The sequence below is a fragment of the Algoriphagus aurantiacus genome, assembly GCF_035156405.1.
Lineage (GTDB): Bacteria > Bacteroidota > Bacteroidia > Cytophagales > Cyclobacteriaceae > Algoriphagus > Algoriphagus aurantiacus.
The window spans coordinates 51954-68376 of the sequence record NZ_JAXRUT010000020.1; the positions used below are offsets into that span (position 1 = coordinate 51954).

Annotated in this window: 16 protein-coding genes; 13 read left to right on the plus strand and 3 right to left on the minus strand. The window is 41.4% G+C overall.

Translation table 11 applies throughout. The features are described 5' to 3' along the window. Positions 1 to 47: 47 nt before the first annotated feature. Positions 48 to 887: an alpha/beta hydrolase gene (locus tag SYJ56_RS18210; protein WP_323836601.1), complete on the minus strand. Its 840-nt coding sequence runs from the start codon at positions 885 to 887 to the stop codon at positions 48 to 50. Positions 888 to 1102: 215 nt separating this feature from the next. On the opposite strand from SYJ56_RS18210, the gene SYJ56_RS18215 reads away from it, so the two are divergent. After that, positions 1103 to 1780 carry a YiaD family glycine zipper/OmpA-like lipoprotein gene (locus SYJ56_RS18215; protein WP_323836603.1) on the plus strand — a complete coding sequence of 226 codons (678 nt, stop codon included), beginning with the start codon at positions 1103 to 1105 and terminating at the stop codon, positions 1778 to 1780. A gap of 139 nt (positions 1781 to 1919) precedes the next feature. Here SYJ56_RS18215 and SYJ56_RS18220 read toward each other — a convergent pair whose 3' ends face one another. Together SYJ56_RS18220 and SYJ56_RS18225 are read right to left on the minus strand one after the other, a co-directional pair. After that, on the minus strand, positions 1920 to 2435 hold the full coding sequence (locus SYJ56_RS18220) for a GNAT family N-acetyltransferase (protein ID WP_323836605.1): 516 nt from the start codon (positions 2433 to 2435) through the stop codon (positions 1920 to 1922). 184 nt (positions 2436 to 2619) lie between these two features. Continuing rightward, positions 2620 to 3546 (minus strand): SGNH/GDSL hydrolase family protein, encoded by a 927-nt coding sequence (locus tag SYJ56_RS18225; RefSeq protein WP_323836606.1) that lies wholly within the window; start codon positions 3544 to 3546, stop codon positions 2620 to 2622. A gap of 172 nt (positions 3547 to 3718) precedes the next feature. Here SYJ56_RS18225 and SYJ56_RS18230 point away from each other — a divergent pair, with 172 nt between their 5' ends. The 12 genes from SYJ56_RS18230 (at position 3719) to SYJ56_RS18285 (ending at position 16222) form a co-directional block, all read left to right on the plus strand. Then, complete coding sequence (locus SYJ56_RS18230) at positions 3719 to 4588, plus strand: DUF808 domain-containing protein (protein WP_323836608.1); 870 nt, start codon at positions 3719 to 3721, stop codon at positions 4586 to 4588. Between the two features lie 109 nt (positions 4589 to 4697). Then, positions 4698 to 6299, plus strand: coding sequence for a serine hydrolase domain-containing protein (locus SYJ56_RS18235; protein WP_323836610.1), 1602 nt, complete (start codon positions 4698 to 4700; stop codon positions 6297 to 6299). A gap of 150 nt (positions 6300 to 6449) precedes the next feature. Then, positions 6450 to 7079 (plus strand): NAD(P)H-dependent oxidoreductase, encoded by a 630-nt coding sequence (locus SYJ56_RS18240; protein ID WP_323836612.1) that lies wholly within the window; start codon positions 6450 to 6452, stop codon positions 7077 to 7079. A gap of 105 nt (positions 7080 to 7184) precedes the next feature. Beyond that, on the plus strand, positions 7185 to 7514 hold the full coding sequence (locus SYJ56_RS18245) for an MmcQ/YjbR family DNA-binding protein (RefSeq protein ID WP_323836614.1): 330 nt from the start codon (positions 7185 to 7187) through the stop codon (positions 7512 to 7514). Positions 7515 to 7595: 81 nt separating this feature from the next. Next, entirely contained in the window at positions 7596 to 8132 is a 537-nt protein-coding gene (locus SYJ56_RS18250) for a DUF2975 domain-containing protein (RefSeq protein ID WP_323836616.1), read from the plus strand. A gap of 3 nt (positions 8133 to 8135) precedes the next feature. Beyond that, a complete protein-coding gene (locus SYJ56_RS18255) occupies positions 8136 to 8342 on the plus strand; it encodes a helix-turn-helix domain-containing protein (protein WP_323836618.1) in 207 nt (68 codons plus the stop codon). Positions 8343 to 8419: 77 nt separating this feature from the next. Continuing rightward, complete coding sequence (locus SYJ56_RS18260; protein ID WP_323836620.1) at positions 8420 to 10756, plus strand: FdhF/YdeP family oxidoreductase; 2337 nt, start codon at positions 8420 to 8422, stop codon at positions 10754 to 10756. Between the two features lie 266 nt (positions 10757 to 11022). After that, complete coding sequence (locus tag SYJ56_RS18265) at positions 11023 to 11235, plus strand: hypothetical protein (RefSeq protein WP_323836622.1); 213 nt, start codon at positions 11023 to 11025, stop codon at positions 11233 to 11235. Further along, a complete protein-coding gene (locus SYJ56_RS18270) occupies positions 11232 to 12644 on the plus strand; it encodes a sodium:solute symporter family protein (protein ID WP_323836624.1) in 1413 nt (470 codons plus the stop codon). Before SYJ56_RS18265 ends, SYJ56_RS18270 begins: the two co-directional genes overlap by 4 nt. Beyond that, positions 12634 to 14013: a glycoside hydrolase family 88 protein gene (locus tag SYJ56_RS18275; protein ID WP_323836625.1), complete on the plus strand. Its 1380-nt coding sequence runs from the start codon at positions 12634 to 12636 to the stop codon at positions 14011 to 14013. The genes SYJ56_RS18270 and SYJ56_RS18275 overlap by 11 nt, the downstream gene beginning before the upstream one ends. Then, positions 14010 to 15455 carry an oxidoreductase gene (locus SYJ56_RS18280; protein WP_323836627.1) on the plus strand — a complete coding sequence of 482 codons (1446 nt, stop codon included), beginning with the start codon at positions 14010 to 14012 and terminating at the stop codon, positions 15453 to 15455. Before SYJ56_RS18275 ends, SYJ56_RS18280 begins: the two co-directional genes overlap by 4 nt. Next, positions 15452 to 16222: a 3-ketoacyl-ACP reductase gene (locus tag SYJ56_RS18285; RefSeq protein WP_323836629.1), complete on the plus strand. Its 771-nt coding sequence runs from the start codon at positions 15452 to 15454 to the stop codon at positions 16220 to 16222. Before SYJ56_RS18280 ends, SYJ56_RS18285 begins: the two co-directional genes overlap by 4 nt. Positions 16223 to 16423 lie beyond the last annotated feature (201 nt).

A 16423-nucleotide genomic window follows, 5' to 3' on the forward strand; every position in this document is an offset into this window, starting at 1 on the left:
ATCATAACTATTAACAGATTGATAAAGTCAAGTAGCCGCTAACCTTGTTATTTCTGAAAATAAGCGTGATCCTCCAGCCAATCTTTTAAACGATCAGGCCAGTGATTTATACTTACAAATTCAGAACGAAAACCCATATTGAACGCATGCTCATCTTTAGAAAATAAGTGCATTTCCACATCTGCGCCTGCTTTCCGGTAAGCCAACATTGTATCCACAATGGTACTAGAACAGCATTCATCATTATTTGCGGCGACTAGAAAAACTGGTGGTGCGTCCGAAGACACGGTCTCTGGTGTACCTAATGGCCCTGGATATACTTGGATTTGAAAATTAGGCTGAGCAGCAAATCGCTCTATTGGATCACTGGAATTAGCATCTCCTGCATTCGCATCATATGCTACCCAATTGACCACTTCTCCGCCAGCGGAGAACCCCATAATACCAACTCGATCTGAATCTATCCCCCAATTCTCAGCATTGGAGCGTACTAACCTCATCGCTCGGATCACATCCTGAGTGGGGTGCTCTTCTGTGTATGGCGAATCCTCTTCACGGAAAAGTCTATATTTCAAAACACCAACCGTCACACCAAGCTCATTGAGGAATTTAGCGGGAGCGACTCCCTCTCCGTTGTACCCCAAATTTCTAAACCCTCCACCTGGACAAACCAGAATGAAGCTTCCATTAGGTTTTTCGGGCTTAAATAGTGTAATGCTCGGATTATGAATATTCCTTACCCACCAATCCTGAGCGAGTTCAGGTTCATCTTTCTTTGATTCAAAACCTGGAGCACCATTTTCCCAGAGATAGATTTTCTCTGAATTCCCTTGGGCAAATACAAAGTTCGGCAAGAACAGGACTAGGCAAATAAGGAGTTTACTCATCGAAATTTTAGGTTAATAGGGTTAATCAAAGTCAAGCTCTAAAATGAGCCCTAACAAACTACTACTTTTCGGGGATATCAGCAGCAAACAAATCCTTTGTTACCACAGAATCGGGAATCTTTTCCCATGTGGGATAATTCAAAACAGCTTTATTCAGCTCAGAATTGATATGGTACGTGAATTGAAATTAGTAAGTGTATCAAACAAACAATGATATGAAAACAACCAACAAACTTTTAATGGCGACCCTTATAGCCTCGGCTACCTTGGGTGCTGTAAGTTGCAAATCAAGTAATGCAGTAAAAGGTGGTGCAATCGGCGGAACCGCTGGTGGAGTGCTTGGTGGCGTCATCGCAGGTAAAGGAAATACTGCTGTAGGTGTTTTGATAGGATCGGCGATCGGTGGATCTGCTGGAGCTATTATTGGAAACCAAATGGACAAAGCAGCCGAAGAGCTTCAACGAGATCTTGAAGGAGCAACTGTAGAACGTGTGGGTGAAGGAATCAAAATCACATTTGACTCTGGACTGATGTTTCCTGTAGACAAATCTGAATTGAGTGATATCTCTAAGGGAAACCTTACTGAGCTAGCTTCAACATTGAAAAAATATGAGGATACCAATGTCCTTGTAGAAGGTCATACAGACAATACGGGTGCGGATGATTACAACATGGACTTATCGCGCAGAAGAGCGTATTCGGTTGAAGATTATTTGACAGAAAATGGAATCGCAAAAAGCAGAATGGAAATCACTGCTTATGGTGAGATGCAACCAACAGATACTAATGATACTGAAGCCGGGCGTCAGCAAAATAGAAGAGTGGAAGTAGCTATCTATGCAAATAAGAAAATGCAGAAAATGGCTAAAAAAGGTGAACTGGGAGAAATTTAATCTACCAAACTAGCCCTTTATTTTAATCCGAAAGGCGACCGATGGTCGCCTTTCTTTGATTAATTCCTTTACTGATTTTGATTCCTCTGCTGGACATGCCTGATTACTCATATCATCGATGATCATCGCCCAAGTACGGTCAAAAATCTATTCGCATCAAAAAATCAGTTTGAATCTCATCTCCAAAAGGAAAAGCATGAGAACTGAATATACTTAAGCCATTTTTTTCGTAGAATTTAATCGCGCGATTATTCTTCTCCCAAACGCCCAGCCAGAGATATTTTTTCCTGTTGAGCTTCGCAAAATTGATGGTATGATTTAGTAAAATCTTACCCAAACCTAACCCAATATACTTTTCAAGTAGATAAAGTCTAGCCACTTCCAAACTTGAATTATCATTAAGATCAGTCTGGGCAGGAACAAAATTGACTTTTGAATAGCCCGCTAGTTCTCCGTCCACCTCTAGTAGAAAAAATACCGACGCCGGACTCTCCATTTCCTCTGCGAACTGCTCCTCAGTAAAAGCTTCTTCAAGGTAAGAGTTTACGTTTTCAATTTTATTTCGTTCGGAGAAAGCTTCGACAAACGAGATTCTTGCCATTTCCACCAAAGAATTCAGGTCAGCAAAATTGGCTTTTCTGATTAAATAAGGCATGATATTATAGTATGATTCAACCCCCTTTTGTGGAGTTTTTCAATTTTGACACAAATCTAATTTGATTTCCCTTTCTTTAGCTGGAAACCAGCCCTTTTTCTGAAAGAAAAAAATGCCAGCATCTAGGCCATACGGTTACAGGACTACCCTCCATATCCCGGATATATTTGGGAAGTTCTACTACCTAGTTCAAAAGAGCTTTAATCTTTCCCTCAATCTCCCTTGCTTTTTCTTCCGCCTCTGTTAAAGAAAACCCAGCATTAAGTCCAGGCCTCAAGTGCCCAGTCGAAGCAAGCCATGAATCTCGAAGTAAAGTTTGTCTCTGAGAAATAAGACTTAAAATTTCTTCGCCATTGGCAAATAAAGCAATAGCCTCATGAATATCATCGAAGTCATTGACTTCAGATTCCCCTAGACTAATCAAAATCCCTCTTGCCATCAACCAATGCCCTACTTCTCCCGGATGAATACCGTCTTTTGCCAAATAATACGCACTGTCCAAAACTCGCTGGTCTTCTATATATTTTCGCATCGGCCAGTGAATATCTATCACTTTCCAATCATCAGTATATCTTCGGGATAATAACCAATCCGAATAATTATCCAACACATTCGAATAGGCAGCACCTTTTGCAGGATCATATACCGGAGGTGTCATATAAATAACATCGGCCTTTATTTCTGAAATCTTAGAATCCAACCAGTTGATTCCATCCTTGTATTTTTGAAATCTCTCCTCATCCAATGGCATGTATATCCCATCATTCATCCCGTAATTCACAAAAACCAAATCAGGCTTAAGTTGCTCAAGCACCCTATCCAATCGCTCATGTAGATCTGGTCTTGGGAAAGCACCATTGGCATGATTAGCCTCAGATAGACCAGAAACGGTCTCACTTGGTAAGCCTACATTAATCCATTCCAACTCCCGATCAGGGTAATTCAATCTGTAATACATTTCCAGGTAGCTAATGTATTGACCAGAATAAGTGATGCTATTGCCCAAAAAGACAATTCGTGTGGCTTCAGCTGGGATCGAATAATAAGACTGCGAAAAAACAGAAATACTTGAACCTATCAGCAGCAAGAAAACAAGTACTACTCGAATCATGATTAGAGTTTTGGTATAATTCATGTATTTACTTTCAAGTTAAACAGAAAGTAATTTACTCCTATAAATGCTCCACTTATGAATTTTCATTTGTGCGCATAGCAGTAGCGGAGTAACTTCACTTTCAATTGCTTTAACTCAACAGGGATTTTATAAATTTTCAAATAAAGAAATGGCTTCAGGATTATTTGCACTGCTAGATGACATCGCGACGCTGATGGATGATGTGGCAGTAATGAGTAAAGTAGCTGCTAAAAAAACAGCGGGTTTATTGGGTGATGATTTGGCTGTAAATGCGGAGAAAGCTTCTGGCTTCGTCTCCGAACGGGAAATCCCGGTTCTTTGGGCAATCACCAAAGGCTCTCTTCTGAATAAAGCAATCATTCTTCCTGTAGCTTTTTTGCTTAGTGCGTTTGTCCCGGTTGCCATTACATACATCTTATTACTCGGAGGTTTATACCTCGCATACGAAGGCGCAGAAAAAATCCACGAATACATTTTTCCCCACAAGCATCACAAAACCATAATAATTGAGGAAAATATCACTAAGGAGGAGATCCTTCTAAAAGAAAAAGAAAAGATAAAATCCGCAGTCATCACTGACTTTATATTGTCTGTAGAGATTGTAATTATTGCTTTGGGAACAGTAGTGGGTGAACCTATTCTTGAGCAAATCATCGTTGTTACCATTATTGCTCTGATCGCTACCGTAGGTGTGTATGGTATAGTCGCACTAATCGTTCGTATGGATGAGCTCGGGCTTAGACTGATCGCGATGAACGATCGTAAGGACAGTTTTTCGGACAAGGTCGGACTTGTGCTGGTCAGTGCTCTTCCCAAAATAATAAAAGCAATGGGCTTTATTGGAACTATAGCTTTGCTTTTGGTTTCTGGCGGAATTTTTGTTCATAGCATTGACTTTTTCCATCATCTTTTCCCTTCAGTGCCAGCTATCATTACAGAATTTCTGGTTGGACTGGTAGTTGGTTTTATTGTTCTGGGGATTATTAAACTTGGGAAAAAGCTCTTCAAAAAGGACTAGATCAGGATTTCAAAATTTCTCGAAATATTTACCAAGATCTTCTGCTCAAATAGCTAAGGTTTATTGTCACATGTGATTAACTTATAGTTCTTTCAATAAAGTTCTATAGATGCAAACCCAGTATAGCTATTTCGCAATTATTGTAATGATTCTCTTCTCTTCTTTTGCTGCTCATGGGCAAGACAAGAATTTTGAAGGAACCTCCCATGCTTTTTCGCCGGACTATCAAAAACCTATTTTTGAAAATGATCAGAGAGTTGAAAAGATCATAGAAATCTTACCGGAACTAGAAGCTCTGATGGCAAAGTATGCCAAGGAAAATAATATTCCGGGAATTGCCTATGGCATAGTAGTAGACAATGAGTTGGTCATAGCCTCTTCTACTGGCTTACTGGATGTGTCCCAAAATATTCCAGCAGAATCCACCTCTGCCTTCCGAATTGCTTCGATGACGAAGAGTTTTACTGCGATGGCTATAATGGATCTGAGAGACAAAGGCAAACTCGCACTTAATGATCCAGTTGCCAAATACATCCCCGAGATGTCAAAACTTCAATACCTGACGGAAGATGCTCCTATTATTGATATTGAAAATCTGTTAACTATGACGGCTGGATTTCCTGAAGACAATCCCTGGGGAGATCGACAACTAGATGAATCAGATCAGATGCTCATGGGATTGATTAGCGAAGGCATCTCCTTTGCGAATGCACCTTCTTTTCAATTCGAATACAGTAATACTGGTTATGCAATTCTTGCTTTTCAATTCGAATACAGTAATACTGGTTATGCAATTCTTGGTCAGATCATCTCCAAAGTTTCTGGCCTACCTTACCAAGAATACATCAAAGAGAATATTTTACTGCCTCTGGGAATGACTCATACGTATTGGGAAATCGACGATGTGCCCATAAATCAGTTGGCAATTGGCTATCGGTGGGAAGATGAGCAGTGGAAAAAGGAACCTATGCTGCATGATGGCGCTTTTGGAGCAATGGGTGGACTGATTACTTCGATAGAAGATTTCAGCAAGTATGTTGGTTTCCATTTGTCTGCCTGGCCAATTCGAAATGGAGTTGAAAGTGGCCCAATCAAACGTAGCTCTCTCCGGGAAATGCAAACGCCACAATTCCCTAGATTAAATACCAATGGAGACTGCGCTATTATGAGCGGATATGGTTTTGGACTGGGAATATATCAAAACTGCAATGGCACTAAATGGGTTTCTCATGGAGGGGCTTTACCTGGGTTTGGGAGTAATTATCGATTCTTCCCCGAGTTTGGGATTGGGATTATGGCTTTCTGCAACCTGACTTACACTACCCCATGGCCACTAGCAGAGATTGAGGCTTTGCTTTATGAAAAAGGGGTAATGGAGCCAAGAAAATTACCAGTTTCAGATATTTTAGAAAAGAGAAAAAATCAGTTAGTAGTTCTAATTCAAACGGGAAACAAAGAGCTTGAAGAATCCATATTAGCTGAAAACTTCTTTTTGGATCGCTCAAAGGAGAATCGTTATGCCGAGTATAAAGCTATTTTAACTCAAGCAGGCGAAATCAAAAACGTCACCGCTGTAAAACCTCGTAATCAACTTCGCGGCAGCTTCACACTAGAAGGAGAATATGGAGATGCTAATATTTTCTTTACCCTGACACCAGAGAAGGAACCAAAGATCCAACAACTGGATATCAACTTCAAAAAGAAGGAGTAAATAACAGCTGTTCACTATTTCATTTGAATCTTAGTAACACCCATGTATATACATTTATCTCCTAAACATTGAACTTTGAGATACATACTTTGTTTACAAATCATGGCTTTGGGCGAAAACTCACAGGCAAGAAAACTAAACCAAGAAATTATGCAGGTACTAGAAAATCTGAAATGGCGATATGCCACCAAATCAATGAATGGGATACCAGCCCCTCAAGAAAAAGTTGATTACATCCTAGAAGCAGTTAGGCTTTCAGCTTCTTCCTCAGGGTTGCAACCCTATGAAATTTTGGTGATCACTGATCAGGAAGTAAAAGAGAGAATCAAACCTATTGCTTGGAATCAAAGCCAAATCACAGACGCGTCACATGTACTCGTATTTGCTGCTTGGGACGATTACACACCTGAGCGAATCAACAGCGTTTTCAAATACAACAACGAACAGAGAAATCTCCCAGACTCTGTCACTGATGACTATCGTAACAAACTTATAAATTCATATACAGCCAAAACTGCTGAAGAAAACTTCAATCATACTGCCAAACAAGCCTACATCGCGCTTGGCACTGCATTGATAGCTGCTGCTGAGCAAGAAGTAGATTCGACTCCTATGGAAGGTTTTGATGCTGCCGCGCTGGATGAAATACTGGATCTAAAATCAAAAGGACTTCGAAGTGTGGTAGTACTACCTCTAGGTTATAGAAATGAGGACAAAGACTGGTTGGTCAACATGAAAAAGGTGCGTACACCCACCGAAAAATTTGTAACAGTTATCTAACTGGACAATTATTCTCACTTGCAAAGCGGATTGGGCAATGACTCAATCCGCTTTTTTATTTTGTGCCGGGAAATCGTGAACTTAGGAATGACAACAATTTCCTCAATGATAACTCCTGAATCATTTGCCCAGCTGGCACTTTCTTTCCCAGAAACTGAAAGTGCTCCACACTTTGACCGAACAGCATTTAAAGTGGTAAAGAAGCGGATATTCGCAACTTTACATGAGAAAAACCAATCAGCGAATCTGATACTTTCGCTAGAAGAACAAACTGCTTTTTGTGAATTTGACTCTACTTCCATCTATTCCGTTCCCAACAAGTGGGGAGAAAAAGGCTGGACTACTTTTGAGCTTCAAAAAGTCTCGAAGGAGGTGATTTTCGAAGCTCTGAATTCTGCCTATTTGGATGTAATCAAAAAGAAGACAAAAAAGTAGGCATAAAAAACAATTTCAAATTTATTGTTTTTCAATAAATATCCATTGATATTTGATTATCATTTATCAACTATCAATGATATGAAATTGAGAAAAAAGACAAGTACAGAGCAAATACTGAAAGTGATGCAAGCTTTGGCCTGGATACCCTTTGTAGCCTATGGAATTGAAACAGGCGCAATTATCATCTCTTTTATCATTAGTCTTAACAATCCTATTGCATCCCAAGATCTTTATCTGGGGCTCGATTATTCTGCGATTAGAGATCATAGCTTTTGGTATTATGTATGCGCCGTCAGCTTGCGAATAAGCATCCCAGCCATGCTTTGTAATGTGTGGATTTTGGCATTGCAAGCCATAAGAAAGGTAAATCTCAGTAATCCTTTCCAAGAGTATGTTGCATTGAAGCTTGAGAAAATCGGCTATGCTTTATTTTCTACATGGGTTCTGATGATGGTGGCCAATGGATATTTTGCCTGGCTTCACAAAGTGACAGGAGAAGTATTGGAAGTTTGGTCAAGTAGCCAGTTTATCTTTATGTCAGGGCTGATATTCATTATTGCTCAGATCTTCAAGCGAGGAGTAGAAATTCAATCCGAAAATGAACTAACCGTATAAGCCATGCCTATCGTAGTAAATCTTGATGTGATGATGGCAAAGCGAAAAATGTCACTAAATGAGCTTTCTGAGAAGGTAGAATTAACATTGGCAAACCTCTCTATTCTCAAAACAGGAAAGGCAAAAGCAGTCCGATTTAGCACCCTTGAGGCAATTTGTAATGCGCTTGACTGCCAGCCTGGAGATATTCTGGAGTATAGGCCAGAATAGAAAATCACATGTATTGTGATCTTTGATGCGATCATATTTCTTTAACTTTAAGCAACTCCCAAGAGAACTATCAGCCCATGCCCTCATCAATAAGAAAAAATATTCAGACTCAAAGCTCCACCGATTTTACAGGTATTGAGTTGAAAAAACCAGCTTCCTATGCTGCGGGATTCACGGGTATAAAAGTCGCACTGCAACACACCTTCAAAGAAATGGGAGTGATAAAGTCGCTCCAGACACTTTCTCATATGAACCAAAAGGATGGTTTTGATTGCCCTGGCTGCGCTTGGCCAGATTCAGAAAACCGATCCAAACTAGGAGAATACTGCGAAAATGGAGCAAAGGCTCTGGCTGAGGAGGCTACTTATAAGATGGTTGACAATGCTTTTTTCTCTAATTATTCTGTACAAGAAATATCACGCTGGTCAGATTACAAAATCGGGCAAAGTGGCCGATTGGTCGCTCCCATGCACTTGAAACCAAACTCAAATCACTATGAGGAATGTACTTGGGAGGAAGCTTTTAGAGTCATTGCAGATCATCTTCATGCACTTGACAATCCTGACCAGGCAATTTTCTATACATCAGGCAGATCGAGCAATGAAGCTGCATTTTTATATGGTCTTTTTGTCAGAGCTTTTGGTACGAATAATATGCCCGACTGCTCAAATATGTGCCATGAATCCAGTGGAATTGGGCTTTCGGAAACTTTAGGTATAGGCAAAGGCTCAGTGAAATTGGAGGATTTTGATAAAGCAGAAGTGGTGATGGTCATCGGACAAAATCCAGGAACCAACCATCCAAGAATGCTTTCTGCATTAGAAAAATGCAAGCGAAATGGCGGCAAAATTATCAGCATTAACCCACTTCAAGAAGCAGGGTTGATTAGATTCAGAAATCCTCAGGGAATAAGTGGAATGTTACTGACCGGACACGGCTTGACAGATATTTATCTTCAGGTAAAGATCAATCAGGATGTGGCACTTTTAAAGTTGATTGAGAAAAAACTAGCTGCATTGGATAAATCCGACGGGAATGTATTTGACCATGAATTCATCGAGAAATACACCGAGGGGTACGAATTACTCCTAGCTCATCTAGACACTCATTCTGAGCAAGAATTACTGGAACTATGTGGAGTGCAAGAGAAATTGATAGATGAAGCAGTAGCACTTTTAGCGAAAAAGAACAAAATCATTATCTGCTGGGCGATGGGGCTGACACAGCACAAAAATGGCGTGGACAACATCAAAGAATGTGTAAACCTTCTGCTGCTAAAAGGAAGTTTGGGGAAGCCTGGCGCCGGAACTTGCCCAGTTCGAGGACATAGCAATGTACAGGGAGATCGAAGTGTGGGGATTATGCATTTTGTATCCAAAGACCTTAATTCTGCCATCAAAAAAACTTTTGGCTTTGACGCACCTACCCATGAAGGAGTAGACGTGGTCAAAGCGATTCCAGCTATGTACGAAGGAAAAGCAAAGATTTTCGTTGGCTTGGGAGGCAATTTTGTATCTGCTGCATCCGACACGGAATACACTGCCAAAGCACTTCAAAACTGCGAACTTACCGTTCAGATCAGCACCAAGCTAAACCGTAGTCATTTGGTAACTGGAAAAACCGCCTTGATTTTACCCACGCTTGGAAGATCTGACAAGGATTTAAAAGACGGAAAGCAACGGCATTTCACTGTGGAAAACAGTATGGGAATAGTTCATCAGTCCAAAGGCTTTCTGGATCCAATTTCTGACGACATCAAAAGTGAACCCGAGATAGTGGCAGGCATTGCTTCGGCATTTTTCAAAGGAAACCATCCTGTGAAGTGGAAGTTGCTCGGTTCAAATTATGAATTGCTTCGGGAAAAATTAGGAGAAGTGATCACTGGATTCAAAGACATGAATTCAAAGTCAGCAGGTTCTGGGTACTACTTGCCAAATAATGTAAGGGACTTGGATTTCAGTAAACTACCAAATCAAAAAGCCCAGTTCAGTAAAACAGAACTTCCCTTCCACAACCTGAAGGAAAACGAATACTTATTGATGAGCATACGCTCTCATGATCAGTTCAACACGACGATCTATGGCCTCAATGATCGATATCGAGGCATTCATAATGAACGTAGAGTGCTTTTTATGAATGAATCAGACATGGTTCGTGAAGACCTAAAAAAAATGGATATAGTCAATATCCTAAGTAATTATGATGGGCAAGAGCGCAAAGTTTTTCAATTTTTAGTCATCCCCTATCGAATTCCACAGGGTAACCTAGCTGCCTATTTCCCCGAAACAAATCCACTGGTTCCAATCCAAGAATACGCCATCAAAAGTAATACTCCTATTAGCAAGTCTATCCGTGTGGTCTTGGAGAAAGCCAATGAAATCGAGCATGGCGAAGATCGTCACAGAGTGGGATGATTATCTACCATAGACGTTTGTGTCATGCTCGATTCCATGGAATCCATTTCGTAAGAAAATCAATGCAGCGCATCACCACAGGTTAGAATTAAAAAAGATAATTGCTATTTTAAGCCGACCTTAAAATGATTTTTAGGTCAAACCCGAATTATCCAAAATAACCATAACCTATTCCCATGAAATCGAGCATGTCATAAACGACACAGGGAGGGATAATTATCCTTAAATGCGAGATTCCATGTGACCATTAAAAAAATCATAAACACATGAAATCCAAACAATGGAAAACACTGGTACTTGCTGTGATTGTCTTGACAGTAGGCGCTTTCCTGTTTTTATTCAAAGAACACAAACTTGAACCTACGCTGGCTGGAATCCCTTTCACCTTTTGGACCGGTCTTCTTATCAGTATCCTTGTGGTATTCGCCACGTTTTTAGGATCTAAATTTTTCCCATTTGAAGATCCCAAGAAGCAATGATTGGATGGTTAATATTCTTCTTCACGCTATTCCTAGCCATGCTAGGCTACGCTTCTTATCGATCGTACAAGAAAGATCGAACTTCTGATGATTTTATTTTCGCAGGTTCCAACATAGGTACCATTTTAGGTTTCTTGACATTCTCTGCTGCATTATTCTCTGCCTTCACTTTTATGGGAATGCCGGACTTCTTCCGAACGCATGGCGTAGGCGCATGGATATTTCTGGCGTTATCGGATGCCCTGATGGTATTTTTCCTGATTTGGTTTGGATATGCTTTAAGAAAACGTGCTTCAATTAACGGATACAAAGGAGTAGCCGGACTGATGAAATCTTGCTATGGCAATTCGTTTGCCGGCTATTTGGTATTCGCCAGTGCCTTCCTATTTCTCATCCCTTATGTAGCCATCCAAATCCGGGGGATCTCCATCTTTTTGGATGCCGCCTTCCCTGACATGCTCCCTTACTGGTCTTGGTCAGCATTACTGGTATTCATCATGCTGATTTATTCTGAAATCGGCGGGCTCAAAGCCATAGTGTATAGCGATGCAATCCAAGGTGTGATCATGCTAACAGTGATTTGGATTATTGGAGTGACTTGTCTTCAAATGAGTGGGGGACTGGAATCAGGTTTGGCAAAAGTATCAGAAACAAATGCTGATCTATTGACTCTTCCAGGTCCAAAAGGCTTATTTACCAGTCCATTCCTGATCGCTTCCGCCATAGCAATTGTGCTGATACCAGTTTCTCAGCCACAATTCACTACCCGCTTGGTGGTCATGAAAAATTTAAAATCCGTACATCGGATGGCATATGCCGTAGGGATTTTCGCGATTCTGGTAATTTTACCAACAGCATTTATAGGGCTCTATGGAGCTATCAAATATCCTGATGCAAGTACAGCAGATTTCCTGACCAATGCACTCTTATTTGACCAGGCGGTTCCCGTTGCTGCCTTGGCTGTGGTGGGCTTATTCGCTGCCTGTCTTTCTACCACCAATGCACAGATTTTCGCATTGGGCACAGAGCTTAGGTCCATGCTTTCCGGATCTGACAAATCCAACATGCGGGTCACCAAGATTTCAATCTTGATCTTCTCATTGATCGTTTTGGTATTTTCAACTTATATGAGCGATGAATTGGTATTGCTGGCACGCGTGAGTTTTGCAGGCACATCAATGATCGCTCCTGTGGTCCTGGGAGCTGTGATATTCAAAAACCCTCCCAAAGAACTGATCTGGCTATCCACTTTCGCGCTTTCCACTTTCGTATTATCACTTGTAGGAGTCGTCCCTACTATCATCTCAGGATATCCACTGGATTTCTTGATGTATTGCGTACTCTTTGTTATAACTTTTATCTTGATGCTACGCCATCACTTGACTCAAAAAACAACTCATGAAGCTTGATTCTAACATTTCAATAAACCAATTAGAAAGGTCCCTCAAAAGATTTTGGGAGCTTTCTGGAGAAAAAATTAACTTGATTGAAGCCTCATTCGACACAGCTAATGGCGCTCCTGTTTTCACCGAAAAAGGAAAATATGTAACCCGAGGCTGGACAGAATGGACCCAAGGCTTTCAATACGGTTCAGCAATTCTCCAGTTTGACGCCACGGGAGATGAGCAGTTCCTGAAAATCGGACGGGATAATACATTGAATAAAATGGCTCCCCATCTCACACACACGGGGGTTCATGATCACGGCTTCAACAATGTAAGTACTTATGGAAATCTACTCCGGCTAATCGAAGAAAAAAAAATAGAGGGTACAGATTGGGAGAAAAATTTTTACAAACTAGCGCTGAAAGTTAGCGGAGCAGTGCAAGCAATGCGCTGGACTTCTACCTCTGATGGTGGCTATATTTATTCATTTAACGGACCACATTCCTTATTTGTGGACACCATTCGTTCATGTCGCGCTTTAGTGGTTTCGCATGCCTTAGGCCATGTATTGCAGGGGGAAAATGACAAGAGAATCTCACTTATTCAACGGGCAATCCAGCATATTCTGAGTACAGTTCGCTATTCCATTTTCTATGGGAATGGTAGGGACTCCTACGATGTCCCCGGCAGAACTGCGCATGAAATTATCTTCAACACCAATGACGGAAATTACCGCTGTCCGAATTCACAGCAAGGCTATACTGGATTTAGCACTTGGACTCGCGGACTTGCCTGGGCTATCTGCGGACTGGGTGAAACGCTGGAAATACTTGAGCAAATCGATGAAAACGATTATTCAGCAGTCATTTCCAAAAAAGACTTAATCAAAGAACTTTCTGAAGCCGCAAAAGCTACCGCTGATTTCTATTTAGCCAATACCCCTTCGGACGGGATTCCCTATTGGGATACTGGAGCGCCCGGCTTGGCTAAAATGGGAGATTACCTCAACATAAAATCAGATCCATTTAATGCACACGAGCCAATCGATTCTTCTGCTGCCTGTATCACTGCTCAGGGATTTGTCAGAATCGGAAATTGGATGAAAAACTCAGACCCTGCACGATCAGACAAGTACATTAAAACAGGAATTCAGATCGCAGAAAATCTTTTTTCCGAACCTTATTTATCCACTGACCCAAGTCATCAGGGATTAATTTTGCATTCTATCTACCATCAGCCAAACGGCTGGGATTATCGTCCCGATACAAACAAAGCTCCGTATGGCGAATCCTGTATGTGGGGTGATTATCATGCACGGGAACTTGCCTTGCTTCTGCAGCGCATGCAAAAAGGCGAAAACTATTACAGCTTCTTTAACTGCGTTGGCAAATGAGCACTGGAAAATATAAACCACAATACCCGCGTGTTGCCCAGCTAAAAACGGGAGAAAACCTGCGCGAACATTTCGACAAAGAAGGAATCTCCTTAGATTTTGATGAGGAACTAAAGTCGGGATCTGCTTCACCATTTGCGAAAACACATACCACACGAGCAGGTAACAGGATTGGAAATTCATTCTGCATCCTTCCAATGGAAGGCTGGGATGGCACTACCGATGGCAAACCTACAGAACTCACCAAAAGACGCTGGAAGAACTTTGCGATCAGTGGAGCTAAATTATTGTGGGGATGCGAAGCTGTGGCTGTACAACCTGCCGGTAGAGCAAATCCCAATCAGCTTATGATCAATGAGAAGAATCTGGCTGATTTTGAAGGGTTGTATCAACTAGTTAAGAATGAACACAAGAATGTTTTTGGAAACTCAGATGATTTGCTAACTGGCCTGCAACTCACGCATTCAGGCAGATTTTGCAAGCCGAACAGCAAAACCAAAATGGAGCCTAAAATTCTCTATTCTCATCCGGTTTTGAATAAGAAATTTGGTCTATCAGAGGATTATCCGCTGATGTCCGATGGAGAAATATCCGAATTGATCGATGCCTATGTAATTGCCGCAGTGCGCGCACAGAAGACCGGATACAAATTCGTCGACATCAAGCATTGTCATGGCTATTTAGGACATGAATTCTTAAGTGCTTATGACCGTGAAGGAAAATATGGCAAGTCAATCGAAAACCGCACGCGCTTTATCCGAGAGATCGTAGCGGGAATCCGAGCTGAAGCACCAGGCTTAGAAATTGGTGTTCGCATGAGCATTTTTGATTGGATGCCTTTCAAGCAAGGGCCAGAAGGAATTGGAATTCCAGCCACCGAAAGTCCCTATAAATATGCCTTCGGTGGAGATGAGTCTGGTCAGGGAGAAGATCTCAACGAGTCTTTCCAATTTCTTAAAGAACTAGAAAAACTCGATATAGAATTGCTGTGCACTACAGCTGGGAGTCCTTATTATAATCCGCACATTCAGCGTCCGGCACTATTCCCCCCTTCTGATGGGTACATGCCTCCTGAAGATCCGCTGCATGGAGTAGCGCGCCAAATAGCTGCTGTAAGCGAGGTGAAGAAAGCCTTCTCTAATTTCTATGTTGTGGGTTCAGGATACTCTTACCTCCAGGAATGGCTACCAAATGTAGCGCACCATGTATTGGACGCAGGAAAAGCAGATTCCATTGGTTTAGGAAGAATGGTATTAAGCTATCCCGAATTGCCAGCTGATGTCATAAAAGGAACTCCTATGAAGAGAGCAAAGATATGCCGCACGTTCTCAGATTGTACAACTGCCCCGAGAAACGGGATGATATCAGGTTGTTTTCCTTTGGATCCTTTTTACAAAAAAATGGAAATACACGAAACACTTAAAACCATCAAAGCATCATGAGTCGAGTAGCATTAGTCACCGGAGGATCGCGTGGGATAGGTTTAGGAATAGCCCGAAAACTGGCTGAAGAAGGCATTGACTTAGCTATAAATGGCGTGCGCGAGGAGGAAAGCGTAATGACAGCACTGGAAGAACTGAGAGCTTTAGGTGTTCGAGTAGAATATCTTCAGGGAAATATTGCCTCGCGAGAGGATCGGGATTCGATTCTAACAGACTTAAAATCCAAGTTTGGAAACATAGATATTCTGGTAAATAATGCCGGTGTGGCACCCAGGACTAGGAGTGACTTTTTTGAGGTTACCGAGGATGATTATGACCACCTTATGGATATAAATCAAAAAGGCACTTTTTTCTTAACTCAAGCTATCTCAAAATGGATGGCCGAACTGAAAAAAGAAATGCCAGCATCAGAGATCTCCATCATTAACATCACTTCCATATCTTCTACTGTTGCCTCCACTACGCGTTCATCTTATTGCATGTCAAAATCAGCACTGTCCATGTTATCCAAAGTTTTGGCTGTGAAAATGGCGGAATTTGGAATTCCTGTTTATGAAATTCGCCCAGGAGTAATAGAGACAGACATGATCGAAAAAGTCCGTGAAACCTATCATCAAGCTGTGAAAAACGGGATGACGCTTGAGCCGAGGATGGGAGTTCCTGAGGATATAGGGAAAGTGGTTGCCGCTTTAGTGAGAGGTGATCTCCCCTATTCCACCGGTCAAGTCATTTCTGTAGATGGCGGAATGACTATTGCGAGGATGTGATAACAGTTTCATCTGTTTATAATTGATTTTTAATGGTCAGATAGCCTGTCCCGTCCCGATAGTTATCGGGATCGATTCGGGAGAATTTCGCAGGGGTCTTATAATCATCCCTCTGTGTGACGCTTCTGTCATGCTCGATTTCAGACTATTAAAACAACATCAAAACTATTTCGTAGACTTTCTTACCTGAGTTTACGACCT

Bases quoted from the DNA above. Each gene is read 5' to 3' on its own strand.
- SYJ56_RS18225 (WP_323836606.1), bottom strand. From the start codon at position 3,546: ATGATTCGAGTAGTACTTGTTTTCTTGCTGCTGATAGGTTCAAGTATT.
- SYJ56_RS18250 (WP_323836616.1), top strand. From the start codon at position 7,596: ATGAAATTGAGAAAAAAGACAAGTACAGAGCAAATACTGAAAGTGATG.
- SYJ56_RS18220 (WP_323836605.1), bottom strand. From the start codon at position 2,435: ATGCCTTATTTAATCAGAAAAGCCAATTTTGCTGACCTGAATTCTTTG.
- SYJ56_RS18275 (WP_323836625.1), top strand. From the start codon at position 12,634: ATGAAGCTTGATTCTAACATTTCAATAAACCAATTAGAAAGGTCCCTC.
- SYJ56_RS18235 (WP_323836610.1), top strand. From the start codon at position 4,698: ATGCAAACCCAGTATAGCTATTTCGCAATTATTGTAATGATTCTCTTC.
- SYJ56_RS18245 (WP_323836614.1), top strand. From the start codon at position 7,185: ATGATAACTCCTGAATCATTTGCCCAGCTGGCACTTTCTTTCCCAGAA.
- SYJ56_RS18270 (WP_323836624.1), top strand. From the start codon at position 11,232: ATGATTGGATGGTTAATATTCTTCTTCACGCTATTCCTAGCCATGCTA.
- SYJ56_RS18280 (WP_323836627.1), top strand. From the start codon at position 14,010: ATGAGCACTGGAAAATATAAACCACAATACCCGCGTGTTGCCCAGCTA.
- SYJ56_RS18210 (WP_323836601.1), bottom strand. From the start codon at position 887: ATGAGTAAACTCCTTATTTGCCTAGTCCTGTTCTTGCCGAACTTTGTA.
- SYJ56_RS18255 (WP_323836618.1), top strand. From the start codon at position 8,136: ATGCCTATCGTAGTAAATCTTGATGTGATGATGGCAAAGCGAAAAATG.
- SYJ56_RS18285 (WP_323836629.1), top strand. From the start codon at position 15,452: ATGAGTCGAGTAGCATTAGTCACCGGAGGATCGCGTGGGATAGGTTTA.
- SYJ56_RS18230 (WP_323836608.1), top strand. From the start codon at position 3,719: ATGGCTTCAGGATTATTTGCACTGCTAGATGACATCGCGACGCTGATG.
- SYJ56_RS18240 (WP_323836612.1), top strand. From the start codon at position 6,450: ATGCAGGTACTAGAAAATCTGAAATGGCGATATGCCACCAAATCAATG.
- SYJ56_RS18260 (WP_323836620.1), top strand. From the start codon at position 8,420: ATGCCCTCATCAATAAGAAAAAATATTCAGACTCAAAGCTCCACCGAT.
- SYJ56_RS18265 (WP_323836622.1), top strand. From the start codon at position 11,023: ATGAAATCCAAACAATGGAAAACACTGGTACTTGCTGTGATTGTCTTG.
- SYJ56_RS18215 (WP_323836603.1), top strand. From the start codon at position 1,103: ATGAAAACAACCAACAAACTTTTAATGGCGACCCTTATAGCCTCGGCT.